Genomic DNA, 25,178 nt, shown 5'->3' on the forward strand with positions numbered 1-25,178 from the left:
TTTACGTCAACTCAAGATCGAGACATGGTTTACCAGGTACAAAACCTTACCCATGCAAGATCCTCCCGACCGCCGCCTGGCGGCGGCCGCTCTATTTGCGGTCGCGGGGCTTTGAAGCCCGGTAACAAGATTGCCGGATGACAATGCCTGCGAAAGCCTGAATACTTTCGGCGATCGTTCTCAGGGGGGCCCATGAGCGTCATCCCTTTCCCACGCGCCGGCCTGCCGGAAAGTAAGCGGGCAACGCTTGCACCCATTCCGATTTTCGACGCGCGCGAGGGCGGTCCCGTCGCCCATGCCCGGGCTCGCCCGGAAGCGATGCGGGGCTTGCTTCGATCCTGTCTGGTCTCGATCCCGGCCGCCGCCCATGGCGAGGTGGATCTGCTCGACCATGCGGCACGCGCTTGGCTGCTCGCCAGCCCCTCGCCCTATGTCGGCGAGATCGAGACGATCGCCGCGCTCCTGCCGATGCCGGGCGCTTTCTTGATCAACGCAGCCTATGAATGGGGCTGCACCACGCTGGCAGCGGCGGCGCCGGACGGACGCAGCGCCCGGCTGCTACGGACGCTCGATTGGGATTTTGACGGCCTCGGCCGTTTTGTCGAAGTCGTGCGGCAGCGTGGTCCCGCTGGTGAGTTCCTCAATGTGACCTGGCCGGGCGCGGTGGGCGTGCTGACGGCCTTGGCGCCAGGCCGCTTTGCCGCCTCGATCAACAAGGGCCCAGCGCCGGCCGGCGCGGCAAGCGCCAGCGGCGCCACCGTGCCGGATCTGTCCGGTGTGCGGCGTGGCCTGATGCCCGCCATGCACCTGCTCCGACGCGCCTTCGAGGAGGCTCCCGATTTCGCCACCGCGCGGGATCTCATGGAACGCATACCGATCGCCGCCGAGACGATCTTCACGCTGACCGGCCTTTCGCCTGCCGAGACTTGCGTGATCGAACGCAGACCAGAGGCTTTCGTCACGCAGTCCGGCCCAGTGGCGGCCGCCAATGATTGGGCCAACGCGCCCAGCTGGAACAATGGTGCGCTGTCCGAAAGCGACAGTCCCAGCCGCCGTCTGGCGATCGCTGCCCATGCCGGCCGGGCCATGGCGCCCTTTGCCTGGGTGGAGCCGCCCCTGCGCAACGCCATCACCCGCCTTGCCGTCGAAGCCGACGCTCGCCAGGGCAGCCTGCGTGTGCGCGGCTATGAAGCAACACTCGATCGCAGCGACGCCACCCCTGTCACCGCAGACCTGGAATTGCAGGTCTGAGGATCATCCCGTGACGAACGAACGCGCAGCGTCTTTGTCATAAAAAAGGGCGGACCACCGGCCCGCCCCTTTCCTGTCTTGTCGGTCGAGCAATCTCAGGCCGCGGCGGCCACCGTTTGCGGCACGTCGTCACCGCTCAGCGCGGCCGCGAGCTGGGCCTTGTCGAGTTCGCCCTCCCAGCGGGCCACCACGATGGTGGCGACGGCATTGCCGACCAGGTTGGTGAGCGCGCGGCATTCGGACATGAAGCGGTCGATGCCGAGGATGAGCGCCATGCCGGCAACCGGAACGGCGGGCACCACGGCCAGCGTCGCCGCCAGCGTGATGAAGCCAGCACCGGTGATGCCGGCCGCGCCCTTCGAGCTCAGCATGGCAACGAGGAGCAGCAGGATCTGGTCGCCCCAGCTCAGCTGGATACCGGTGGCCTGCGCGATGAACAGCGCCGCCAGGGTCATGTAGATGTTGGTGCCGTCGAGGTTGAAGGAATAGCCGGTGGGAATGACGATGCCCACCACCGACTTGCGGCAGCCGGCCCGCTCCATCTTGTCCATCAAGCTGGGGAGAGCTGCTTCGGAAGAGGAAGTGCCGAGCACCAGCAGCAGTTCTTCCTTGATGTAGCGGATCAAGGCGAGGATCGAGAAGCCGTTATACCAGGCGACCGTACCCAACACGACCAGTACGAAAAGCAGCGAGGTCAGATAGAAGGTGCCGATCAGCATCAGGAGATTGGCGACCGAGCCGATGCCATACGCGCCGATGGTGAAGGCCATGGCGCCGAAGGCACCGATGGGCGCGGCCTTCATCAGGATGGCGACCAGCCGGAACATGCCCCGCGAGACCGAGTTCAGCACGACCATCAGCGGTTCGGCTGCACTGCCGATCTGGGCCAGCGCAATACCGAACACCACCGAGAAGAACAGCACCTGCAACACGTCCCCACCCGCCAGCGCGCTGATCGGGTTGTTGGGGATGATGTTCATCAGGAAGCCGGTGATGGTCTGGTCGTGCGCCTTGGCGGCATAATCCGCCACCGCCTTGGGATCCAGCGTGGCCGGATTGATGTTCAGACCCGCGCCCGGCTGCACGATATTGCCGACCAGCAGGCCGATGATCAGGGCCAGGGTGGAGAAGGTAAGAAAATAGATGAAGGCCTTGCCGACGACGCGGCCGAGCTTCTTGAGATCGCTCATGCCGGCAATGCCGGTGATCACGGTGAGAGCGATCACCGGGGTGATCACCATCTTCACCAGCTTGATGAAGGCGTCACCCAGCGGCTTCAGAGACTTGCCGAGATCGGGGTAGAAATGACCGAGCAGGATACCCAGCGCGATCGCGACAAGGACCTGGAAGTAGAGGTTTGCATAGAAAGGGCGCTTGCGCGGAGCTTCCGCCTTGGGCATCTCGCTGAGGGAGATCATCTGTTCCTCCGTGGGGCCTCGGCAAGCGGCCTGGCCCAAAGGTTTCCTCGACGCCGCATTCTGCTAGCGGCTGCTCAATAGACAGCAAGTCTCGTGCCAAGATCTTATGCTATTGATATTGCTTGATTTCATAGTTCGCGTCCAGTGGCATCGCCAGCCCCACCTGAGCGGAGGTCCGCACAGCGGCCTTGCCCATGTGCGGATTTCCGCACATGCTTGACTGTGAACGATGGCAGCAGGAGACCGATGAGCGGAGCAACACAAAGACGGCAGAGGCGACGGATCGAATGGCTGATTTTCGCCGGCCTGAGCCTGGTAAGCCTGGCGCTCGCCGTCTGGTTCGCCGGCAATTACGGCACGCGCCAGGCGGCCGAGGCGCTCAGGGCCCAGGCCGCCGGCAGCGCTACGCTGGATATCGCCGTGCTGCGCAGCGAACTGGAGAAGCAGCGCACGCTCTCCCTGGTGCTATCGCGTGATCCTGATGTGCTCGCCACCCTGAGCGCGCCGGATGGGTCCCATATTGGCGCCATGAATGCCAAGCTAGAAAGCCTGAATGCCGGCGCGCGCTCGGCCGTGATCTATCTGATCGACCGCACGGGCCTGGCGATCGCCTCTTCCAACTGGAAAGAGGACATCAGTTTCGTCGGAACCAATTACGCTTTCCGCCCCTATTTCACCGAGGCAGTGGCCAAGGGAGACACCGAGCACTTCGCCCTCGGCACGGTCAGTCAGCGCCCCGGCCTCTACATCGCCCGCCGCATCGAAGGGCCGGGCGGCATGCAGGGCGTGATCGTGGTCAAGGTGGAGTTCTTCTCGGTGGAGGAGGACTGGCATCGCTCAGGCGCCATCGTCTACGTCACCGACCCTCGCGGCATCGTGCTGCTGACCAGCCAACCGGAATGGCGTTTCATGGCGCAGGCTTCAATCCCCGCCGAGGAAGCAGCGAACATTCGCACTTCGCTGCAATTCGGCGACTCGCCACTGGCCGTACTGCCGATCCGGCGCGGCCAGGCCACGCCGGGCGCGGACTTCGTCTCCCTGCGCGGCAGCGGGCTGCATCTTGCCAGCGTAAGCGAGGTTCCTTCAACGAATTGGCAGTTGCACCTTCTCCAGCCGGCCGCGCGCGCCCTCGCCGCGGGTGCCGCAACCTTGCGCTCCATCACCTTCGCCTTGGTCGGCGCCACGCTGGTTCTACTCGGTATTCTCCTGCACCGGCGCCAGCGCGCGATCGCGCGCACTGCCGAACTCACCGAGGCCCAGATCGAACTGGAGCATCGCGTCGAGGCGCGCACGCTCGACCTCAGCCAGAGCAACGCTCTCCTCTCCGCTGAGATCGACGAACGCCGCAAGGTCGAGGCCAAGCTGCAAACCGCGCGAGACGAACTCACGCAGGCCAATCGCCTTGCCTTGCTCGGCCAGATCACGGCCGGCCTGGCCCATGAGGTGAACCAGCCGGTCGCCGCCATACGCAGTTTCGCCGACAACGCCGCCATTTTTCTTGATCGCAGCGAACCGGTGCCGGCGCGCCAGAACCTTGCGATCATTGCCGGGCTGACCGAGAAGATCGCCGACATCATCGCGCAATTGCGCCGCTTCGCCCGCAAGGCCAGCGGTGATGTCGGTCCCGTCGCCCTGCGCGACGTGCTCGATGGTGCGCTTCTGCTGGTCGGCATCCGGGCTCGGCGCCAGGGCGCCGAGATCGAGGTCGATCCGGTTGTGGACGGTCTGCGGGTGGCAGCCAATCGCGTGCGGCTCGAGCAGGTGCTGGTCAATCTCCTCCAGAACGCCCTGGAAGCAATGGAAGAACAACCTGACCAGGCTATCCATATCGGCATAACCAGCGAAGGAGAGCTGGTCCGGCTTTCCGTCTCCGACAACGGCCCCGGACTCGCACCAGAGGTGACGGCCGCCCTATTCACGCCCTTCACCACCACCAAGCCTGGCGGTCTTGGCCTCGGCCTGGTGATTTCCAAGGATATCGTGGAGGAATTCGGCGGCCGCCTCGAGGTCGAAAGCCAGCCGGGCCAGGGCTGCCGCTTCCTGGTGACACTGAAGCGCGCGGAGAAAGAAGGATGAGTGATCGATTGACGCCACATATCGCGCTTGAGGCTAGGTGCGACCAGCCTTCTCCACGAAGTGGGGAAGGTGGCGGCGCGAAGCGCCGACGGATGGGGTGTGGCCCGCTATCGCGACCTAGCCGGATTCGTGGTGCTAGCGGCCCGCACCCCATCCGCCCAAACTTTGTTTGGGCACCGTCCCCACTTCGTGGAGAAGGCTGGTCGCGTTTCATTCCGCCAAGCCAACCCATTGCGGCCGCATCCGATACGCCGATCGGGGACACCTCCCTATGACCTCGCCTTCTCCCCCACCCGTTGCTTTCGTCGACGACGACGCCGTCCTGCGCGAAGCCAATGCGCAGACGCTGCGGCTTGCCGGTTTCGAGCCTTTCCTGTTCGAATCCGCCGTCGCAGCCCTCAAGGCCATCGACGAACGCTTTCCGGGTGTGGTGATCACCGATCTGCGCATGCCGCGTATCGACGGCATGGAGTTGTTCCGCACGCTGCGCGCCCGCGATCCCGACCTGCCGGTGATCATGATCACCGGCCATGGCGACATCGCCACCGCCGTCGAGGCAATGCGCGAGGGAGCCTATGATTTCCTGCCCAAGCCCTTCGCCTCCGACAGGTTGATCCAGAGCGTGAGGCGCGCCACCGAAAAGCGGGCGCTGGTGATGGAGAACCGGCGTCTGCGCCAAGCGGCGGAAGAGGCCCACGCCCCCTCGCCTCTGCTCGGCGATGCCCCCGCGATGGAGCGCCTGCGTGAAACGCTGAGAGCCGTGGCCGATGCCGATGTCGACGTGATGATCGTGGGCGAAACCGGCACCGGCAAGGAATTGGTGGCCGACCAGCTCCACCATCTCGGCCGCCGGCGCAGCGGGCGTCTGGTCGCCCTCAATTGCGGCGCCTTGCCCGAGACGGTGCTGGAAAGCGAGCTGTTCGGCCATGAGAGCGGCGCCTTCACCGGCGCGTTGAAGAAGCGCGTCGGCCTGATCGAGCATTCGAGCGGCGGCACCCTGTTCCTGGACGAGATCGAGAGCATGCCGCTCAGCGCCCAGGCCCGCCTGCTGCGCGTTTTGGAGCAGCGCGAGATCACCCCGCTCGGCTCCAACACGGCCCGGCAGGTCGACCTGCGCGTAGTTGCCGCCGCTAAGAGCGACCTCGGGTCCCCCGCGCACCGGGGAAGCTTCCGCGAGGACCTGTTCCATCGCCTCAATGTGGTGACCTTGCGCCTGCCGCCACTGCGCGAACGGCGCGAGGACGTCCCCCTGCTGTTCGCCGTCTATCTCGACCGGGCCTGCCGGCGCTTCCAGCGCGAGGCGCCGATGCTGACGCCGGCCATGCGCCAGCACCTCGCCAGCCATGACTGGCCGGGCAATGTGCGCGAGATCGTGCATTTCGCCGAAAGGGTGGCGCTGGGCCTGGCCGAAATCGATCTGGCCGCCAGCCGGCCCGCTATGCCGTCTCCGGCTGGCGAGACCGCCTCCCTGCCCGAACGCCTCGATCGCTACGAGGCCGAGTTGATCCGCGAGGCTCTCGCCAAGCACAAAGGCGACGTGCGGACCACGCTGGAAACCCTCGGCATCCCGCGCAAGACCTTTTACGACAAGCTGCAGAAATACGGCATCAACCGCGCGAGTTTCGAGGCGGGAGATACTTAGGTTACGATAGGTGCAAGCGCCTGCTGTCCCACCTTTCTGTCCGGCGCTCGAAAAGGAAGTCGCCTCCATATGTCCCCGTTCCACCGCCGAGACGTTCTCAAAGCAGGATTTGGCATCGGGTGCGGCATCGCGGGTATTGCCGCCATGCCGGCGGAGGCAACCGAACGATTGCCCGACATCCCGCTTTTCGATGCCCGCGACGGCGGGCCGGTCGAACATGCGCGGGCGCACGTCGAGACCATGCGCAAATTGTTGCAGACCTGTCTTGCCTCATTGCCCGTAACGGCGCGGTGGGGCGCCTCGGGGATCGATTCGGCCGCGCGCTCCTGGTTGCGCGCCAGCGGCTCTCCCTATGTCGGCGAGTTGGATGCCATTGCCGCGCTCCTGAAGGAGAGTGGTGTCTATATGCTCAACACCTCCTATGAATGGGGCTGCACCACGCTGGCCGCTCCATCACCGGACGGGCGCCATGCTCATCTGCTGCGGACTCTCGACTGGAATCTCGATGGGCTAGGCCGACATGTCGAGGTGGTCCGGCAGCGCGGGCCCGCCGGCGAGTTCTACAACGTGACCTGGCCCGGCGCCGTCGGCGTTCTCACGGCCATGGCGCCGGGGCGCTTCGCCGCCTCCATCAACAAGGGCCCGTCGACGGATGGCTGGGGCGGCATGGGCCTACCGAATTTCGCTGCATTGGGCGGCGGCTTGCCGCCCCCGATGCATGTGCTGCGCCAAGTATTCGAAACGGCGGCGGATTTCGACACGGCGCGGCGCGAGTTGGAAAAGGCCCCCATCGCGGCCGAGACCATCTTCACCCTTGTCGGCCCGGCGGCCGGGCAGACCTGCGTGATCGAGCGCAAGCATCGCGACTTCGTCACCCATCTTGGCCCAAGCACCGCGGCCAATACCTGGAATTACGGCGCCACAGCCAAGAACTGGGGCGCAAACGAGGATGAGGATACGCGCCAGGACAGCGCAGAGCGCCGCGCCTCGATCGCCTCCTTCGCTGGCGCGAGCACCGCTCCCTTCGCCTGGGTGAAGCCGCCGCTACGCTACGACATCACCCGTCTGGCCGTGGAGGCCAATCCGGCCATGGGGCTCCTGCGCGTGCGGGGCTACGAGGCGAGCCAGGATCGCGAGGACGCCTTGCCGGTCACCGCCGATTTCGAGTGGCAAGGCTGAGCCTTCTGCGCCGCAGCTCCCGTTTCGGCCCACAGTCCGGGTGACCACGGCATTGCCAGTATCACCAACAGCAAAAAGCCTCGACCGATGGGATCGGCCGAGGCTTGTGCTTGTTTTCAGGCTTAGAACTGCGCCGTTTCGGTCGAATGCTCCATCGCGGTCGTCGAACTCTGGCCTTCGCCGAGGATGGTGGCGATGGCGTCGAAATAGGAGGTGCCGACTTCGCGCTGGTGGCGCGTCGCGGTGAAGCCTTGGGCCTCGGCGGCGAACTCGGCCTGCTGGAGCTGCGAATAGGCGGCCATGCCGTCCTGCTTGTAGCGGCGGGCGAGGTCGAAGGTGGTGAAGCTGGTGTTGTGGAAACCGGCCAGCGTGATGAATTGGTACTTGTAGCCCATCGCACCCAGCTCGCGCTGGAAGGCCTTCATCGCCGCCGGATCCATATGCTTGGCCCAGTTGAACGAGGGCGAGCAGTTATAGGCCAGCATCTGGTCGGGATGCTCCTTGCGCACGGCTTCGGCGAAACGCTTGGCGTCGGGCAGGCTCGGCGTCGAGGTCTCGCACCAGATCAGGTCGGCATAGGGCGCATAGGCAATGCCGCGGGCGATCGCCGCCTCGAAGCCGCCCTTGAGCACATAGAAGCCTTCCGGCGTGCGCTCTCCGGTGATGAAGGGCCGGTCGGCCTCGTCGACATCGGAGGTGATCAGGCGGGCGGCCTCGGCGTCGGTGCGGGCCATGATCAGGGTGGGCACACCCATCACGTCAGCCGCAAGGCGCGCCGCGTTCAGCGTCTTGATGAAGGTGCGCGTCGGCACCAGCACCTTGCCGCCGAGATGGCCGCACTTCTTCTCCGAGGCGAGTTGGTCCTCGAAATGCACCGCGGCGGCGCCGGCCTCGATCATCGCCTTCATCAATTCATAGGCGTTGAGCTGGCCGCCAAAGCCGGCTTCGGCATCGGCGATGACAGGCACGAAATAATCGAGCTGCTCGCCGCCCTTGCCATCGACGCGCTCCATGGTCTGGATCTGGTCGGCGCGCTGCAGGGCCTTGTTGATACGGCGCACCACCGAGGGCACGCTGTCGACCGGGTAAAGGCTCTGGTCGGGATACATGTTGCCCGAGGTGTTGGCGTCAGCCGCCACCTGCCAGCCCGACAGGTAGATCGCCTCGAGGCCGCCCTTGACCTGCTGCACGGCCTGGTTGCCGGTGAAGGTGCCCAGTGTCGGCACATAGTCACGCTTATGCAGGAGTTCCCACAGGCGCCTGGCGCCATTTTCGGCCAGCGTATTGCGGATCGGCAGGGACCCGGCGAGCCGCTCCACGTCGCGCGGCGTGTAGTTGCGGCGGACGTTGCGCCAGCGATCCGGCGCCCATTCGGGGGCGGGGAAGGTATCGGCGGGGCGGTTCTTCTGGGTATCGAGCATCACAAAATTCCTAACGTGTAGACGTGTAAAGACATTGACGGCGGCAGCATCCTTGATTGCTGTGGTGCTGCCTCACCTGTTGGCAAGGAAAGCCCGGCTGTCGCTACGACCATCCGCGGGCGTGACTGCGATGCCGGCGATCCCACGGCTCAATTGCGCCGGCTGCGGGTGAAGGTGGCGGCGATCATCGACTGGCCGTCGAACATGTGTTCGGAAGCGCCGCCACCCACGCGGGTGAAGCGATGCCGGCCAATCTTGTGCACGATCGAAAAGTCCCGGTCTGCCAGGCCCTGAGCGTGGTACTCGGCGTTGATCTCGGCCATGCTGGCGCCGATGATGGTGATGAATTCGTCGTGATCGTTGCTTTGGCGCATCTGGTCCATAACACGTTCCTCCGTGCCGCGTTTCGTGTTAAGTCAATGATTGACACCGCGGCGCAATAAAGCAAGGCGTATCGCATTTCCTGGGCGTCAACCGGAAAAGTGCTGTAAAGAAAATTTTGTAATGTTGTAAATCGTGTAAAGATTTACAAAGCGACGAGACCGGAAACGAACCATGACAGGCGCCATGCAAGAGGCCGACCCGCGTATCGGCGGCAAGATTCAGAGGCTGCGCCGGCAGAGCCGGATTTCACAGGCGCAACTCGCCAGCTCGCTCGGCATTTCGGCGAGCTATCTCAACCTGATCGAGCACAATCGCAGGCGCATGACAGTGCCCCTGCTGTTGAAGACGGCCAGCTATTTCGGCGTCGACGCCACCGAGCTCGCCGAGAACGACGATTCGCGCCTGGCTGGCGACCTGATGGAATTGTTCGGCGACGATCTCTTTGCCGACAGCGACGTCACCAATCAGGACGTGCGCGATCTCGCCAGCTCCAACCCGCAGATCGGGCGGGCCATCGTGCATCTGTTCGATCGCTTCCGTTCGCTGCGCAATGCCAACCAGGGCGCCACGTCCGCCCAGGAAGCGGGCTATCACGTCGCCACCGATGCGGTCTCCGATTTCCTGCAGGCCAACGCCAACTACTTCCCGGCACTGGAGGCCCAGGCCGAGCGCATTCGCGGCGAGATCGACAATCTCTCCGATTCCTTCGAGCCCGGCCTCAAGCTCTACCTCTCCAACGTGTTCGGCGTGCAATGGCGGCTGGCTCCCCTGCCCCAGGGCCTGGCCGGGCGCCTCGGCAGGGACGAGGAAACCTTCGAGACCGCGGACGTACTTTCGCCCGAAAGCGCCACCTTCACGGCGGCCCACCGCCTGGGCCTGCTTGCCGCCTCGCGCGAGATCGAGCATCTTATCACCGAAGGCGCCTTGCCGGCCGATGCCCCGGCCCTGGCCCGCCATGCCCTGGCCGCCTATTTCGCCGGCGCAGTAATCATGCCCTATCAGCCTTTCCTCGCCGCCTGCCGCGAGACGCGCTATGACATCGACAGGATCGCCCGGCGCTTCAAGACCAGCTTCGAGCAGGTGTGTCACCGCATGACCACGCTGCAGCGCCCCGGCGCCAGCGGCATCCCGCTGCACCTGATCCGTACCGACATCGCCGGCAACATCTCCAAGCGTTTCTCGCTCTCGGGCATTCACATTCCGCGCCATTCCGGCGCCTGCCCGCGCTGGAACGTTTACGCCGCCTTCCTGCTGCCGGGCCAGATCAACATCCAGATCAGCCAGATGCCGGAAGGCACACGCTATTTCTGCATTGCAAAGTCATTGACAAAGGGTGGCCATCGCCACAATGCCCCACGACGCCATCTGTCGATCGGCCTGGGTTGCCACATCTCCCACGCCGCCGAGATGGTCTATTCCGATGGCATGGACGTTTCCAATGCCGGCCAGGCCGTAGCAATCGGCGTAGGCTGCCGCATCTGCCCGCGCCTCGACTGCGGGCAGCGCGCCCACCCCCCGGCTGAGCACAAGCTGGTGCTGAATGAACACGAACACGCCGAGAGCCTCTATTCTCGGATCTGAGAATAACCGCCGCGACTATCCCAGGCATGCCACCCGCCGCCCATGCGGGCGGCCGGCGACAATGGGCTATCGTCACGCAAGGGGGTCACCGAACCATCGCGCCATGGCCCTGGCAGCTTCCTCATGGTCCGAGGCGACCTCGGTGGCCCAAGCGACGACGCCATCGGGGCGCACCAGCACGGCGCTCAACCCGAGCCGTTCACTGGCGTCCCCAGCGACATAGGTGATCCGATCGCTCCAACGAGATGCAAGCGCTCGACGCTGCGGCTGGGAATCGAAGTCCAGGAATACGCCTTTGCCCATCCTGAGAAGCTCGGCGAGCTTTGTCCCGTCGGCCAATTCGAAGTCCGGAGCGCTAAGCCCCGCCAGCTGGTGGTTCTCGCCAAGATCGTAGCGCAGCGACACGCCCCACACCCGCTCGGCAAAATAGGTGGCACCGTCGCGGGTATCGATGAGATCACGGATGATGGCTTCGAGCGCGCGCGTACTGGCGGTCGGCCGCATGATCGCCACCTGGGCACGTGACCAGTCGAGGATCTGCGCGCCCACAGGATGCCGCTCGCTGAAATAGCTGTCGATCAGACCGGCCGGCGCGCTGCCCCGGATCGTGGACGCCAGCTTCCAGCCAAGATTCATCGCATCCCCAAACCCGAGATTGAGCCCCTGGCCGCCCAGCGGAGAATGGATATGCGCAGCATCACCCGCAAGCAGCACCCGCCCCTTGCGGTACGCGGTCGCCTGATAGGCGCGATCCGTCCAGGTCGCAGCAAGTTTGAGAGTGGTCAGGGTAACGTCCGTGCCGGAGATATGACGTAATACTGCCTGCACATGCTCGAGCGTGATCGCCTGGGTCCGATGAAAAGCGCCCCCGTCGAAATCGACCATCGCGATCGTCCCGGGGGACGAATAGGTATACATGCCCGTCGGCGTGTAGTGACGGCCCGGGCGGAGCTTGTGCGCATCGGCCATATCCGCTTCAACGGAATAGCCTGTGAACTCGGGATGGGTTCCGGCGAACCCGAAACCACCGGCCTTGCGCACCGTGCTGCGGCCGCCATCGCAACCGACGAGCCAGCGCCCGCGAAAAGTCGAGGTGCCGGCACGAATCGTCACGTCTTCGTCCGATTGCTCGAAACCCTCGACGCCGAGGCCCCGCCTGATTTCCACACCCATGGCCTGAGCGCGGGCGGCCAGGACGGATTCCAGATGCTCCATCGTGACCGGAATGCCGGCGACGGCGGAGCTCGGCAAGCGATAGGGCCACTTCGAAGGATCGACATTGTCGTGGAAGAACTGGATGCCGGCGAAATGACCGCCGGGGCGACGCGACTGTTGCATCCAGTGCGCAGCACTCGAGACACCACCACCCGAATCGTCTTTCGCGCGTTGCGGCGCCGCGATGTCATCCAGCAAGCCGCGACGATGGAAAGCCTCGACAGTGGGCACCAATAGGCCGCGCAAGCCGAAGGGAAGCCGCTTCAGGGGGGAATGCGGATCTTCGTTCTGCTCCAGCACCAACACGGATAGATCCGCAAGGCGCAGTTCACAAGCCAAGAACAGGCCGACCGGCCCTGCGCCGGCAATCACGACATCATACAGCAAAGGACAAATCCTCCATCGTCCTCGTCAACATCGGTGTCGGCGGCATCGTCGCCTTGCCGAAAGGCTCGGTAACGGGCCCAATCATCGCTTGAGGCATATTGCCAATCTCGTTATAAAATCGCACTGAGTGCGATTTATTATTACACCCAGTGTAATTTTGCAAGAGACGCCTATGGAACCGTCGGTATGAAGGACGTCTTGGAAAGGCCGCAAGGGCTGCGAGAACGCAAACGGCGTGAGACGTCCGAGCGGATCATCGATGAGGGTTTGAAACTGTTCGTGAAGCACGGCTACGAAGGCACGACGCTCGACGCGATCGCGCAGGCAGCCGGCATTTCACGTCGGACCTTCTTCTATTATTTCAAGTCCAAGGAGGATGTTTTGCTGTCCGCGCGTGACGGTGGCTTCCGGGAGGCATTGAAGCCGGCAATGCTCGAAGAGTCGCCTGACCAAGCCCCTCTCGCAGCCGTTCAAAACTGCCTGATCAAGCTTGCCTCACGGCGAGAGACCAAGGAGTCCATCGTTTTCGATCGCCTAATGCAATCGACCGAAGCCCTGCGGGCGCGCAAGGAGGCCGGTTTCGTCGAGACCGAGCGGATTCTGCTGGAAGCGATGTGTGAGCTTTGGCCATCGCCGGAGCGGCGGGACGGGCTTCGGCTGGTCGCGATGGTGGCGATGGGTACGCTGCGCCTGGCCCTGGAGCGATGGAAACAGAACGAGGCGGCGCATCCCCTCGCCCACTATGTCGATGAGAGTTTCACGCTCCTGGCGCAAGAGTTCTGAAGGTGTCCGCCTTTCCCTATTGTGCCGTCAGAGCCGGGCTTGCGCCTGAGCCAGCCTCCCCATAATCACCGCAGCTCTGCTAACCTAGATCCATGTCCGCCTCCATCCGCAAGATCATCCATATCGACATGGATGCCTTCTACGCTTCCGTCGAGCAGCGCGACGATCCCGGGCTGCGGGGACGGCCGCTGGCCGTAGGTTATTCGGAAAAACGCGGCGTGGTCGCCGCGGCGAGCTATGAGGCGCGAGCCTTCGGCGTGCGTTCGGCCATGCCCTCCTCGACTGCGCTGCGCAATTGTCCCGACCTCATCTTCGTCAGGCCGCGTTTCGAGGTTTATCGCGCCGTCTCCCGCCAGATTCATGCCGTCTTCACCGAGTTCACGCCGCTGATCGAGCCCCTGTCGCTGGACGAGGCCTATCTCGACGTCACCGCAAATTTACAGGGCCTGCCCTCGGCGGCGGCCACGGCCGAGGCCATCCGCGCCCGTATCCTCGAGGAGACCGGCCTCACCGCCTCGGCCGGCATCTCCTACAACAAGTTCCTGGCCAAGCTCGCGTCCGACCATCGCAAGCCCAATGGCCAGTTCGTCATCACTCCAGCCATGGGACCGGCTTTTGTCGAGACGCTGGCGGTGGCCAAGTTCCACGGTGTCGGCCCGGTCACCGCGGAAAAGATGGACCGGCTCGGCATTTTCACGGGAGCCGACCTCAAGGCACGGCCGCTGGAGGATCTCATCCGCCATTTCGGCAAGGCCGGCGCCTGGTATCACACGATCGCGCGGGGCGAAGACGACCGGCCGGTGGAGCCGGACCGCCCGCGCAAATCCGCCGGCTCGGAGACGACGTTCTCCGACGACTTGACGAAGCCTGAGGATATCGAAACGGGTGTCCTCGCCATGGCGGACGAAGTCTGGGCCTGGTGCGAGAAAACCCAAGCCTTCGGCCGCACCGTGACGGTGAAGATCAAATATGCCGATTTCCAGCAGGCCACCCGCAGCCGTACCCTGACCGCGCCGGTCCATACCCAGGAAACCCTGCAGGCCGTCAGCCTGGAACTCATCCGCAGCGTGTTTCCGCCGGCAAAAGGCATCCGCCTGCTCGGTGTCACCATGTCCGGCTTCGCCTTGGAAGAGCCCGCGGACGGCGCACAGCTCGAACTCGGCCTGGACGGTTGATTCCTCGACAAATTTGCCTGGTCGAACCGCCCTTGCTGTTCGCCCGTGGTCATAATGTCCTGGGATCGATCCATCCCTATCTCGACATATCGCTTGACTTAAAGTTCACTTGAACTTGTATCAAAACTCCCTGAGTGATTCAGGGAGCTTCGATCGATGACGGTTCATACCGATCTCAATGGCCTGCGTGCGGCGGTTACCGGCGGCACCTCCGGGCTTGGGCTGGCCCTCGTGCAGACGCTGGCCGAGCGGGGCGCTCAGGTGGCCTTCGTCGCCCGCACCAGCGATGCCGTAACGCGCGTGGCTGCCGAAACCGGTGCGCTCGGCATTGTCGGCGATGTCGGACGCAAGACCGACATCCATGCCATTGCCCTGCAGATTACCGGCAACCTTGGCGGTCTCGATCTCCTCGTCAACAATGCCTCCAGCCTCGGGCCTGTGCCTCTCGCCTTGCTGGCCGACACGCAATGCGAGGAGTTGGAGGCAGCCCTCGCCACCAACCTGGTCGGCCCCTTCCGCCTGACCAAGGCTCTGTTCGGCGCCCTCGCTGCCTCGGCGCGGCAGGGACGTGAGGCCAGCGTGGTCAACATCAGCAGCGACGCAGCCGTCAACGCCTATGCCGGTTGGGGCGCCTATGGCGCCAGCAAGGCCGCGCTGCAGCATCTCACCGCTATCTGGGCCGAGGAAGCCCGCGAAGAAGGCATTCGCTTCCTCGCCGTCGATCCCGGCGACATGGACACCCCCCTGCATGCGCAAGCCATTCCGGAGGCCGACAGATCCTCGCTCAAGCGTCCCGAGGAAGCGGCATCCGAGATCATTCGCAGCCTGGGCCTGGATGAGCCGCGCCTCGCTCTGACCGTGGAGGTCCGGCCATGATCGCCGCCGACAATCCGGAGCCTGGCGCCGCCCGGCTGCTCGCCGTCTCGGGCACGGGCAAAATCCGCCATCTGCCGCGCAGCGCTTTGTCTCTGCTATTCAGCCCCGGCGACCTCATCATCGCCAACGACGCAGCTACCCTGCCCGCCAGCCTTACCGGCATCCATGCCGAAAACGGCAGGCCGATTGAAGTCAGGCTGGCCGCCTGGGTCGCGGCCGGTGATCCCCGTCACTTCATCGCCATCGTCTTCGGGGCGGGCGATCATCGCATACGCACGGAAGACCGCCCCGCGCCACCGCAGCTTCTCGCCGGCGACAAGCTCGAACTTGGCCCACTCACGGCCGTGGTCGAGCGCTTGCATGGCTATCCTCGCCTGGTATCGCTGCGTTTCCCCGGCCCCCCGGAACAGATCTTCGCCGGGCTGGCTCAGCATGGGCGGCCGATCCAATACGCTCACGTGCCCGAGCCTCTCGCTCTTTGGGACATGTGGACGGCAATGGCGGCCGAGCCGCTCGCCTTCGAACCACCCTCGGCCGGTTTCGCGCTCGACTGGCGCACGATCGCCGCCTGGCGACGCCGCGGCGTGGGGTTTGCCAGCCTGACGCATGCCGCCGGAATTTCCTCGACGGGCGACGCGGTGATGGATCTGCGCCTTCCCTTCGACGAGCCCTACCGCATCCCGGCGGCGACGGCAGCTGGAATCAACCGCACCAAGGCGGTCGGGGGACGCGTGATCGCCATCGGCACCAGCGTGGTGCGGGCTCTCGAACACGCCGCCTCGCTCCCCGGTGGCCTCAGAGCCGGCGATGGCTTGGCACAGGGGCGAATCGGGCCGAAATCAAAGCTTCGTCTCGTCGATGCCGTTCTGAGCGGCGTCCATCTGCCGGGCGAGAGCCATTTCGAATTGCTGCGCGCCTTTGCCGACGATCGCATTCTCGACCGGATCTCGCTCATGCTGGAAGCGTGGAACTACCGAGCCCACGAGTTCGGTGATTCCGTGCTGATCGAGCGCCAGGCACCAGGGCGGGAGGATTACATCGAATCACCGCCAGGCATCACGGCAACCTCCATATGGGCAGGGGCGGCCCCTACTCCATGAGGGCCGCCTTCATGAAGCAAACCATGGTGGCGTGAACGGGCTCGTCGCCGACCACGCGGATGGCGTGCTGGCGGTCGCAGCGATAGCGCAGCGTCTCGCCAGGCTCAGCCCGTTCGAGCACGCCGGCGACGTCGACCTCGACCACGCCGGCCAGGATCGACAGGCACTCGACCGAGCCGCGCTGATGGGCGTCGCTTTCAAGCACGCCGCCCGGCTCGGCCCGAAAATCATACCATTGCAACCATTCCACCGTCTTCAGCCAGCCGACCACCGCCAGACGGCACTTGCCGTCGTCGGAAATGATCACGGGCGTATCGACACGGGTGGTCTTTTCGATGAAGGCCTCGTCCTCGCTCGAACCCAGTACCCTTTCGATCGAAACGTCGAGGGCTTGGGACAGGCGCCAGATCGTCGCCAAAGTGGGGTTGGTTTCGTTACGCTCGATCTGGCTGATGATCGACTTGGCAACCCCGGATTGCTCGGCCAACTCCGACAATGAAAGATTATAGGCCTTGCGCAGACGCTGGACCGTCTTGCCGAGTTGCCCCGATAGCGCGACCGCGCCCGCATCGAGTTCACCCCGCCTTTCCAATCCGCTCATTACCAGCCTTCCGTTTGTTATGACGAACGATCGTTTGTTCTGGCGGACAATACGGCCAAGCTGAGCGAGAGAAAAGCCTTTTGATGGAAGCAAAGGCAGGATCGAACACATGTCCATCGCGTGATGGCCTTACATGACACCAGTATCATCGAAACCCGATGGCAAGACCTGGCACAAGACTCCCTCTGCACGGCAGATCGTCCTATGATCGCAGCCTCGACCGTGCCGACCGAACGCGGGCGGGCTATGGGATTTGACCGGGATTCGCGATGGGGCATGGACAAAAGAGTTCGAGCGAGCCGGTTTTCTGGTACCGGAGCCCGGCGCCGCGCTTGAACATGCTGGTCAGCGGGATCTACGGCTATCGGGAGAACGGCGCTGCCATGCAGGGCCTCACCGAGACCGCCTCTCTGACCGTGCCGCTGATCGTCAATTTCGGCAGCCCATTCCGCATCGGCCTCGGCAGGACCCCAACCCTTGCAGACAGTTATGGCAGCTTTGCCGCTGGTCTGTTTGCCGGCCCGATCGTCATGGATTCGGATGGCGCGGCCGAGTGTATCCAGATCAATTTCACGCCGCTTGGCGGGCGGCTGTTCTTCGGGCTGCCGATGAGCGAGCTGGCCGACCGCATGGTTGCGCTGGATGACCTCGCCGACTGTGACATCGATCAATTCGCCCGGCGGCTCGCCGAACTGAACTCCTGGGGGTCCCGCCTCGATCTCGCCGAGCATTTCATCGCAATCCGCCTCGACCGCGCCCCGCAGGCCAATCCCTCGATCGGCTGGGCCTTCTCCCAGCTCATGCTCAAAGGCGGCGACGTGCGCATCGGCGCACTGGCGGAAAAACTCGACTGGAGCCGCAGGCGCCTGGTCGCAAGCTTCCGCGAAGAGATCGGCTTGCCTCCGAAATCCGTCTCCCGCATCATCCGCTTCAATGCCGCGCAGGCTCTCGCCGCCAAGGGCACGGCGGCAGGATGGGCCGATATCGCAGCGGCCTGCGGCTATGCCGATCAGGCGCATCTCACCCGCGAATTCACCTCGCTGGCAGGCTGCGCACCGACCGCCTGGCGCCCAGCCAAGTAATCCCAAACCTCTAAAATGCTGGCTCATTCCAGGCTTGAGCACCCGGCAATTTTCGACACCAAATCAAGCATCTGGCGAAAATCGCCAGAAGGAACCGAGAGTCATGGAAAATGACTCTCGGTATAACATTTCTTCAAGACCACCCGCCGCCCTTGGGGGCACAGTCCGCTCCGGTTCACAAACGGAGACATGTTCCATGGCACTATCGTCGACTGAAGCCCCCCGCCTCTACCCGGCCCTGCGCTATGCCAATGCGCGCGCCATGATCGACTGGCTGCAGGAAGCTTTCGGCTTCACCTTGCATGCCTGCTACGGCAATGGCGACGTCGTCGATCACGCCCAGCTCGCCCTCGGCTCTTCGATGATCATGCTCGGCTCGGCTCGCGACGACAATTTCTGCAAGATCGTCGGCTCGCCCGGATCAGGAGGTGGCAAGTCGATCTATATCGCCGTCGACGATGCCGATGCCGCCTATCAGCGTGCCAAGGACGCCGGGGCGATAATCGAGCAGGAGCTCGTCGATCGCGACTATGGCAGCCGCGAATTCATCTGCCGTGATCCGGAAGGCAATATCTGGGCTTTCGGTACTTATTGGCCGAAGGCGGCCGAACCGTCGACGCCCTGAGAAGCGAGACCGCAACGGTGGTCAAAGCAGCCGAAGTGTCGCTGCAGAGCCCGTACCGACATTCGGGAAGAGCAACGCGAAAGGACCTGCAGCATCTTGTTCCCATCGACACACCGGCGCCACGCCCTTGAGGCTACGGATACCCCCACTAGAGACGGCGTGACGAGAATGAGCCCATGGTCAGCAGGTTCCTTGCAATCTTCACATGCATCGCCAAGAGCGAATGCTCCCGCAGGCATTCCGCCGGCACCTGGGAAAAGGAACTTGAGAGGCTCACGCCCGGCTGGCAGCTCGGCAAGCTCAGCCTCTCAGAACGCCGCTTCCTGTTCGAAGCCCTGTCTACCGGCAAATAGACCGGTGGGCCGCCAGACCAGGAGCAGAGGAAACAAGGCCTGGCTGCCCTCCCCCGACTGGTGAAGGCAGCCAGGCACCGCACTCTTGCTATTCGGCCGCCAGCTTTCTCGCCTGCGCGTCCTGGATGGTGCGCCACACCACCTCGGGGGTCGCAGGCATATCGAGCTTGGTGACGCCGACGCCGCGCCTGAGAGCATCGATCACCGCGTTCATCACCGCCGGGGCGGCGCCGATGGTGCCGGCCTCGCCGGCGCCCTTGACGCCGAGCGGATTGTTCTTGCAGGGGATGTTGCGCGTCTCGAAATGGATGAAGGGCAGATCGTCTGCACGCGGCAGCGCATAATCGGTGAGAGATGCCGTCAGCAACTGGCCGTCTTCCGAATAGACCGTACGCTCAAGCAAGGCCTGGCCGATGCCCTGGACTACACCGCCATGCACCTGGCCTTCCAGCAGCATCGGGTTCACCACCATGCCGAAATCGTCGACGATGGTGTAACCGAGGATGCCGGTGACCCCGGTCTGAGGATCGATCTCCACCTCGCAGATATGCGTGCCGTTCGGATAGGTCGCCTCGCCCGGCTGATAGTCGGTCTCGGCGCTGAGCAGTTCAGGCGTCGCCTTGGGCAGGCGGGCGAGCGCGGCAAAATCGATCGCCTTATCGGTGCCGACTACGCGCACTCGGCCGTCCACGATTTCGAGATCGGCGATGCCGGCCTCGAGTTCGTCGGAAGCGAGCGTCTTGAGCTTCTCGGCCAGAGTCTGGCTGGCCCGGGCCACGGAAGCCCCGCCCACCGGGATCGAGCGCGAGCCGCCGGTGCCGCCTCCCGTCTTGATGCGATCGGAATCGCCCTGGATGACGTTGATACGCTCGAGCGGCAGGTCGAGATATTGCGAGACGAACTGCGCATAGGCCGTCAGATGCCCCTGCCCGTTGGTCTGCGTGCCGATCAGCACGGTCGCGGTGCCATCTTTTTCGAGCGTGACGCTGGCCACTTCCTTGGGCCCGTCGGCGCAGGCCTCGATATAGGTGGACATGCCGATGCCGCGGAACTTGCCGGCCTTCTTGGAGGCCTGCCAACGGCCCTTGAAATCACCCCAGCCGGCGACATCCATGGCCTTGCGCATATGACCCTCGAACTCGCCGGAATCATAGGTCCGGCCGGTCGGCGCCTTGAACGGCATCTGCTCGGGCCTGACGAAATTGCGCGTGCGTACAGTGTCGACGGAAAGCCCGGTCTCGAAGGCGATGGCATCCATCAGCCGCTCGATGAGATAGGCGGCCTCCGGCCGGCCGGCGCCCCGATAGGCATCGACGGGCAGCGTGTTGGTGAAGACGCCGCGCACCCTGACATCCATGGCACCGATCGCATAGGCGCCAGTCGCCATCAACGCGCCGAGCCAGGGAATGAAGGGACCGAACTGCGACAGATAGGCGCCGAGATCGCCGATGATGTCGATCTTGACCGCCAGGATGCGCGAACGGCGATCGAGCGCCGCCTCGATACGACTGATATTGTCGCGTCCCTGGGTATCGGCCAGGAAATGCTCGGCCCGGTCGGCAAACCACTTCACCGGCTTGCCCAGACGGCGCGCCGCCTCCAGCGAGAGCGGATATTCACGATACATGAAGGCCTTGGTGCCGAAGCCGCCGCCGACATCGCCGGTCTTCACATGCACCCTGTCGGGCTCCACCTTGAAGACATGGTTGGCGAGCGTGTCGCGGATGGAATGCACGCCCTGGCTGCCGACAGTCAGGGTGAAACGCTTGCCGTCCCATTCGGCAAGGCAGCCGCGGGTTTCCAAATAGTTGGCAACCAGACGGTTGTTGACGACGTCCAGGGATACCACGCGGGCGGCCTTGTCGAAGGCCTTGGCCACTTTCTTGGCATCGCCGATCTGGGCATCAAAGGCGAGGTTCGAGCCATGCTCGGGCCAGACCAGCGGCGCGCCCGGTTCCAGAGCCGCCACGGAACCGACGATGGCGTCGAGCGATTCGTAGTCGACCGGGATCGCCTCGGCGGCGTCACGCGCCTCGATCAGCGAATCGGCGACCACGAAGGCGACCGCATCGCCGACATGGCGCACCACGTCGCGCGCCAGCAGCGGATAAGGCTGTGGGCGCTGCGGCGAGCCGTCGGCATTCTTCATCAAGGCGAGACAGGGAAGATCGCCGAGGCCATCGAGATCGGCAGCCGTCAGAATCAGCTTTACGCCCGGCATCGCCGCGGCATCGGTAAGATCGCCAATGCTGAAACGGGCATGAGCATAGGGAGAGCGCAGCACATAGGCCCGCAGCACGCCGGAACGCGATTCGTCATCGACGTAACGGCCCGTGCCGGTGATGAAGGACTGGTCCTCCTTGCGACGCACAGCTTGGCCAACGCCAAATTTGGTAGGCGGCATCAGGAACCTCCGGCAATTTAATGAGTGGCGCTTCTGAATATAGCCTTCGAATAGCACGGAGGAAGCCGATTTCAAAAAACCTGAAGAATTTTTCCGTCACACGCTGGACACACACAAAGAGCTTTGCTACATCGCGGCCATCGAACGCGGCACCGCGTCGCGCTTCGGTGGTTTCGATGGGCGCATAGCTCAGTTGGTAGAGCAGCTGACTCTTAATCAGCGGGTCCTAGGTTCGAGCCCTAGTGCGCCCACCATCGAAATCCCTGATATCGCTGAAGAAAAGCAAGGCGCCCTTCGAGGCGCCTTCTTTTGTTTCAGGGCGAAGCGCCATCCTGTTGCCGGTTTGAACACCTCCCTGCCATGCGAGACCGGCAGAGACTTGAGCAATGATCGCACCCCCCCTGTGACTCGAACGAGCATCTTGGATGTAGAAGAGCCTGTCGGCGAGCGCTGCCGTCTTGAGTTCATCCAGGTAGTGCCAGGCATCCCGCGCGAGACAGACGTCGTCACAGCCCTGGATATTTGCCTGAAAAGATCCCTCGCACATGGCGTGGCGCTTAGGGCACCCGCAGTTTTGGCTGAACCAATTCGCATCTAAATCTATGGGCGCCAGCAAGGGCCGTGCGGTGCCGTTTGGTTAGGTCTATCGATTGGGATTTGGGCAATGTCGATGCCTGAATTGTCGAAAACCTTTCATTCTTGAAATAACTTTCTCTCGAAAAAACAGTCATCAAACAATTCTCTTCAGATTTCGATATGAGTAGGACATACGCTCTCCTAAAGAGTTAGTATTTTCAACACTCCTACTCCATATAAAAATGTCTCCCGGTGATATCATCAGCATTAATGGACTGTGGGGCATTCCAGAGAGAGCGAGTTATTCGTCATGAACATCGCCTTCGCAAACAAAATAGAAAGAGAGTCGAATTTAAGTTCCAGAAAAATTGAAAACATACTCGATACGAACAAGCAAGCATTTAAAGAAAATTACAACATTAGACCCTTCAAGCTTCACCATACACTTTGTCGAAGTGGCTTATTCGAGGTGTCCGAGATCGTTAAAACTGCTCGCAGCATAATCGCGAGCGGCAATGCCGCCAACTTTCTCGCTCTTGATTTGAAAAAGGTATCGATCAGCAGCAAATTCACCGAGGCCACGCAGCATGACCGGCCGACCGAGTTGGTCGAGCGGCTTGGCGAGGGCGGCTCCTGGATCAGGCTTTCACGTACACAGAATTACAATCCCGATTACGCCCGGGTTCTCGCGATGCTCATCGATGAAATCGGGACATATGCCGATCGCCCATTCCGCCAGGAGGTGACTTGGGCGACCCTGACCGTGATTCTGTCTTCGCCCGGGATCTCCACCCCCTTCCATATCGACCACGAATCCAACTTCCTGTTCCAGATTCAGGGCGAGAAGGATGTCTGCCTGTTCGATCCCAAGGATCGCGAAGTCCTGCCGGAAATCGAACTCGAGCGCTTCTATGCCAGCAGCTACAATACACCGCGCTATAGGCCCGAATTACAGAGCCATGGCGAGATCTACAGACTGACACCCGGCGAAGCCGTACACCATCCGCCCGTAGCGCCACACTGGGTCAAGAACGGCAGCGACATCTCGGTGAGCCTGAGCATTTCCTTCTGCATGCGCGCTCTGGAGCAACGGGCCAGGGTCTATCAGGCCAACTTCATGCTGCGCCAACTCAGGCTGAAACCGCAACCGCCCGGCTTTTCACCGGCGCGGGATGCTCTCAAGGCAAAACTGGTTTCCGCCCTCGAAATGCCCAATCCCAAGACCTTCCAGGATATCGTCTACTCGCCGATGATGCGGCTGAAATCACCAATGCAGTTCATCAGGAAGGTCTCCAGACATCGAGGCGTCACCTGAAAAGACGATATGCTTGCCGGCCGCGCGCGCGATGGGTGGGATGAGAGTGAGACAGGTCCCCGCTTGTCGTCGCTGCCAGATCGCGGTCGAGCGCCGTTCGACCGAACGATCGGGCTGCAAAAGAAAACCCGGCGCTGTCGGAACGCCGGGCCAAGGAGGTTGCTATCCCGCTGAATCGCTGGACGCCGTGATAAATTCCATATCACGTGATACGATCGTGACGTGTGAGCCATCTGAATGCTCCAGCTCCGATCTTGCCCCTCGCGGACAAGAAAAAGCCCGGCGTTACGCAACGTGCCGGGCCAAGATCGGATGCGACGTATCGGGCCGGTATTGGGAGCGGCCGACAACGCACAATGATTAGACCAAATGGTGTGACGGGGGCGTGATAGAACCCAGCTCACCATCGCACCGATATTCGCCACGTCCGAATCTCGATGCAGAACCCGGGCCTACGCCATCTCCATAGCAGTGACCCCGCCAATGGCTGTCATGACTTCGACAGGCGTTTCACATTGGAACGAACCTTGCGTCGATAGTCTCGAACGACGGTGCCAGGCGCCGTGCCCGTCATGAGCTTGCCTGCGGCTTTCTGCGCGGCTGTGACTTTCTCGCTGATCATCAGCTTGGCCTCGCGCTCGGCGCGGCTTCCGCCCTGAGCCAGCCGAAGCGTACGCAGTAAAATGGCTTGCTGTGATTCAAAAGCGAGCATCGACATATCGTAAAATAATTTAAACATCCGGTCTCCTATACCGCAACGTAACATAGTCCGATGTTTGCGACATGGCTATGTCGTTCGAAAGAGCCCGGCCTCGTGCTCGCCGCTCAGCCTTAATCGCCCCCGCCCCCCCCGTCAATCTCATCGACGAGGCCATCTTCGCGCCTCCCCTGCAGCCACCGCACCGCAGGGGTATCGTGCGATCCCACTTTTCAGAACGCGCCGGTCGCGTCCTTGCGTATCTTCTTCACGACGGGGTTGGCTCCCATCCACAGGGACAGGCGGGTCAACACGACGAAGAACAGGAACAACCCGCCGAGCACCAGCGGCACCAGCCATTGCTCCCCTCCGCGCAGGCGGAGAGATCCGAGACCACCCAACTCCTGCCACGAGTTGGTCAACGCGACGAAGCCAAAGATCACAGCCAGGTTGAAAATCAACGAGATGACGAAGCCGACGAGCGCTATCGACCATGCCTTGCCGCCTTTTGGCTTCATGCCGGTGCGGGAGGCATAGTATTTCCCGGTCCCCGCGCCTGCAGACAGCAAAGGCAGGACGCCCAGGAAGGAGTTCTTGCTCATGTCGATGTGTAAGAATGCCTCCAGCAGGAATGCAATGACCACGACGGCGATCGCGGTCAGAATATACAACCATGAAAAGCGGAAAATGGCCGCTCCGAATGAAACGGTGTTGGTCGTTGGAACGTAACTATCCACTTAGAAGCCCCCCAAAGGCTCAAACAAAATCGAGCAGGCCGCGCTCAACCAGCTTTCGATCGTCTCTCTACCTGATTCCTTGCGCCATTATGAGTTGTACATCCAGACTATGCAGTTTCATGCGAGACTCATCATCATCATAGCGGCTGCTTCAAGAAGGAACACTGCGCCGCGGCATTCCAGGAGCGTTTTGGAACCCCTGCAACTGCGATCATGTATCCGGCAGCTTCGGGTACCTGCCATCTATGATCTGGTCGCGGATATATCGCCGCTGAAGAATTGCATCATGAATTGATGGCT

Annotated in this window: 21 protein-coding genes and 1 tRNA gene; 14 read left to right on the forward strand and 8 right to left on the reverse strand. The window is 62.9% G+C overall.

What is annotated here, in order from left to right; translation table 11 throughout:
* Window positions 1–192: 192 nt before the first annotated feature.
* Window positions 193–1,251 (forward strand): Ntn hydrolase family protein, encoded by a 1,059-nt coding sequence (locus tag ACR9ZN_RS12345; RefSeq protein ID WP_454814172.1) that lies wholly within the window; start codon window positions 193–195, stop codon window positions 1,249–1,251.
* A 95-nt stretch (window positions 1,252–1,346) separates the two neighbouring features.
* On the opposite strand, the gene ACR9ZN_RS12350 is transcribed toward ACR9ZN_RS12345, so the two are convergent.
* Window positions 1,347–2,669 carry a dicarboxylate/amino acid:cation symporter gene (locus ACR9ZN_RS12350; protein WP_434956743.1) on the reverse strand — a complete coding sequence of 441 codons (1,323 nt, stop codon included), beginning with the start codon at window positions 2,667–2,669 and terminating at the stop codon, window positions 1,347–1,349.
* 246 nt (window positions 2,670–2,915) lie between these two features.
* Between ACR9ZN_RS12350 and ACR9ZN_RS12355 the strand changes: the two genes are divergently transcribed.
* The 3 genes from ACR9ZN_RS12355 (at window position 2,916) to ACR9ZN_RS12365 (ending at window position 7,566) form a co-directional block, all read left to right on the forward strand.
* On the forward strand, window positions 2,916–4,745 hold the full coding sequence (locus tag ACR9ZN_RS12355) for a sensor histidine kinase (RefSeq protein ID WP_481272348.1): 1,830 nt from the start codon (window positions 2,916–2,918) through the stop codon (window positions 4,743–4,745).
* 271 nt (window positions 4,746–5,016) lie between these two features.
* Window positions 5,017–6,387, forward strand: a complete 1,371-nt coding sequence (locus ACR9ZN_RS12360; protein ID WP_454814174.1) for a sigma-54-dependent transcriptional regulator — start codon at window positions 5,017–5,019, stop codon at window positions 6,385–6,387.
* Window positions 6,388–6,456: 69 nt separating this feature from the next.
* Window positions 6,457–7,566: an Ntn hydrolase family protein gene (locus tag ACR9ZN_RS12365; protein WP_481272349.1), complete on the forward strand. Its 1,110-nt coding sequence runs from the start codon at window positions 6,457–6,459 to the stop codon at window positions 7,564–7,566.
* Between the two features lie 122 nt (window positions 7,567–7,688).
* Here the strand turns inward: ACR9ZN_RS12365 and aceA are convergent, their stop codons facing one another.
* Together aceA and ACR9ZN_RS12375 are read right to left on the reverse strand one after the other, a co-directional pair.
* Window positions 7,689–8,987: an isocitrate lyase gene (gene aceA, locus ACR9ZN_RS12370; protein WP_481272350.1), complete on the reverse strand. Its 1,299-nt coding sequence runs from the start codon at window positions 8,985–8,987 to the stop codon at window positions 7,689–7,691.
* 149 nt (window positions 8,988–9,136) lie between these two features.
* On the reverse strand, window positions 9,137–9,370 hold the full coding sequence (locus ACR9ZN_RS12375) for a hypothetical protein (protein ID WP_149254922.1): 234 nt from the start codon (window positions 9,368–9,370) through the stop codon (window positions 9,137–9,139).
* 172 nt (window positions 9,371–9,542) lie between these two features.
* Here ACR9ZN_RS12375 and ACR9ZN_RS12380 point away from each other — a divergent pair, with 172 nt between their 5' ends.
* Window positions 9,543–10,952 (forward strand): helix-turn-helix domain-containing protein, encoded by a 1,410-nt coding sequence (locus tag ACR9ZN_RS12380; protein ID WP_434956747.1) that lies wholly within the window; start codon window positions 9,543–9,545, stop codon window positions 10,950–10,952.
* 72 nt (window positions 10,953–11,024) lie between these two features.
* On the opposite strand, the gene ACR9ZN_RS12385 is transcribed toward ACR9ZN_RS12380, so the two are convergent.
* The gene (locus tag ACR9ZN_RS12385) at window positions 11,025–12,554 is read right to left on the reverse strand and encodes an FAD-dependent monooxygenase (RefSeq protein ID WP_481272351.1); all 1,530 of its coding nucleotides are present in this window, start codon (window positions 12,552–12,554) and stop codon (window positions 11,025–11,027) included.
* A gap of 186 nt (window positions 12,555–12,740) precedes the next feature.
* Here ACR9ZN_RS12385 and ACR9ZN_RS12390 point away from each other — a divergent pair, with 186 nt between their 5' ends.
* The 4 genes from ACR9ZN_RS12390 to ACR9ZN_RS12405 all read left to right on the forward strand — a co-directional run bounded on the left by ACR9ZN_RS12390 (window position 12,741) and on the right by ACR9ZN_RS12405 (window position 16,488).
* Window positions 12,741–13,337, forward strand: a complete 597-nt coding sequence (locus tag ACR9ZN_RS12390; RefSeq protein ID WP_454814178.1) for a TetR/AcrR family transcriptional regulator — start codon at window positions 12,741–12,743, stop codon at window positions 13,335–13,337.
* Between the two features lie 92 nt (window positions 13,338–13,429).
* Window positions 13,430–14,512, forward strand: coding sequence for a DNA polymerase IV (gene dinB, locus ACR9ZN_RS12395; protein WP_481272352.1), 1,083 nt, complete (start codon window positions 13,430–13,432; stop codon window positions 14,510–14,512).
* 156 nt (window positions 14,513–14,668) lie between these two features.
* Window positions 14,669–15,388 carry an SDR family NAD(P)-dependent oxidoreductase gene (locus ACR9ZN_RS12400; protein ID WP_481272353.1) on the forward strand — a complete coding sequence of 240 codons (720 nt, stop codon included), beginning with the start codon at window positions 14,669–14,671 and terminating at the stop codon, window positions 15,386–15,388.
* Window positions 15,385–16,488 carry an S-adenosylmethionine:tRNA ribosyltransferase-isomerase gene (locus tag ACR9ZN_RS12405; RefSeq protein ID WP_454814181.1) on the forward strand — a complete coding sequence of 368 codons (1,104 nt, stop codon included), beginning with the start codon at window positions 15,385–15,387 and terminating at the stop codon, window positions 16,486–16,488. Before ACR9ZN_RS12400 ends, ACR9ZN_RS12405 begins: the two co-directional genes overlap by 4 nt.
* Here the strand turns inward: ACR9ZN_RS12405 and ACR9ZN_RS12410 are convergent.
* Complete coding sequence (locus tag ACR9ZN_RS12410) at window positions 16,478–17,089, reverse strand: helix-turn-helix domain-containing protein (RefSeq protein ID WP_434956753.1); 612 nt, start codon at window positions 17,087–17,089, stop codon at window positions 16,478–16,480. The genes ACR9ZN_RS12405 and ACR9ZN_RS12410 overlap by 11 nt on opposite strands.
* A gap of 269 nt (window positions 17,090–17,358) precedes the next feature.
* Here ACR9ZN_RS12410 and ACR9ZN_RS12415 point away from each other — a divergent pair, with 269 nt between their 5' ends.
* From ACR9ZN_RS12415 to ACR9ZN_RS12425, 3 genes are all read left to right on the forward strand, one after another.
* Window positions 17,359–18,171: an AraC family transcriptional regulator gene (locus ACR9ZN_RS12415; RefSeq protein WP_481272354.1), complete on the forward strand. Its 813-nt coding sequence runs from the start codon at window positions 17,359–17,361 to the stop codon at window positions 18,169–18,171.
* A 196-nt stretch (window positions 18,172–18,367) separates the two neighbouring features.
* Window positions 18,368–18,796, forward strand: a complete 429-nt coding sequence (locus tag ACR9ZN_RS12420; protein ID WP_481272355.1) for a VOC family protein — start codon at window positions 18,368–18,370, stop codon at window positions 18,794–18,796.
* A 176-nt stretch (window positions 18,797–18,972) separates the two neighbouring features.
* Window positions 18,973–19,149 (forward strand): hypothetical protein, encoded by a 177-nt coding sequence (locus tag ACR9ZN_RS12425; protein ID WP_441773941.1) that lies wholly within the window; start codon window positions 18,973–18,975, stop codon window positions 19,147–19,149.
* Window positions 19,150–19,237: 88 nt separating this feature from the next.
* Here ACR9ZN_RS12425 and ACR9ZN_RS12430 read toward each other — a convergent pair whose 3' ends face one another.
* On the reverse strand, window positions 19,238–21,553 hold the full coding sequence (locus ACR9ZN_RS12430; protein WP_454814185.1) for a xanthine dehydrogenase family protein molybdopterin-binding subunit: 2,316 nt from the start codon (window positions 21,551–21,553) through the stop codon (window positions 19,238–19,240).
* 178 nt (window positions 21,554–21,731) lie between these two features.
* Here ACR9ZN_RS12430 and ACR9ZN_RS12435 point away from each other — a divergent pair.
* Both ACR9ZN_RS12435 and ACR9ZN_RS12440 read left to right on the forward strand, forming a co-directional pair.
* Window positions 21,732–21,807, forward strand: a tRNA-Lys gene (locus tag ACR9ZN_RS12435).
* 632 nt (window positions 21,808–22,439) lie between these two features.
* Entirely contained in the window at window positions 22,440–23,444 is a 1,005-nt protein-coding gene (locus ACR9ZN_RS12440; RefSeq protein WP_481272356.1) for a cupin-like domain-containing protein, read from the forward strand.
* A gap of 490 nt (window positions 23,445–23,934) precedes the next feature.
* Here the strand turns inward: ACR9ZN_RS12440 and ACR9ZN_RS12445 are convergent, their stop codons facing one another.
* Window positions 23,935–24,183, reverse strand: a complete 249-nt coding sequence (locus ACR9ZN_RS12445; protein WP_434956759.1) for a hypothetical protein — start codon at window positions 24,181–24,183, stop codon at window positions 23,935–23,937.
* 191 nt (window positions 24,184–24,374) lie between these two features.
* On the reverse strand, window positions 24,375–24,878 hold the full coding sequence (locus tag ACR9ZN_RS12450; RefSeq protein ID WP_454814187.1) for an ABZJ_00895 family protein: 504 nt from the start codon (window positions 24,876–24,878) through the stop codon (window positions 24,375–24,377).
* Between the last annotated feature and the right edge of the window lie 300 nt (window positions 24,879–25,178).

The organism is Labrys sp. HAY1-8F (assembly GCF_056754975.1).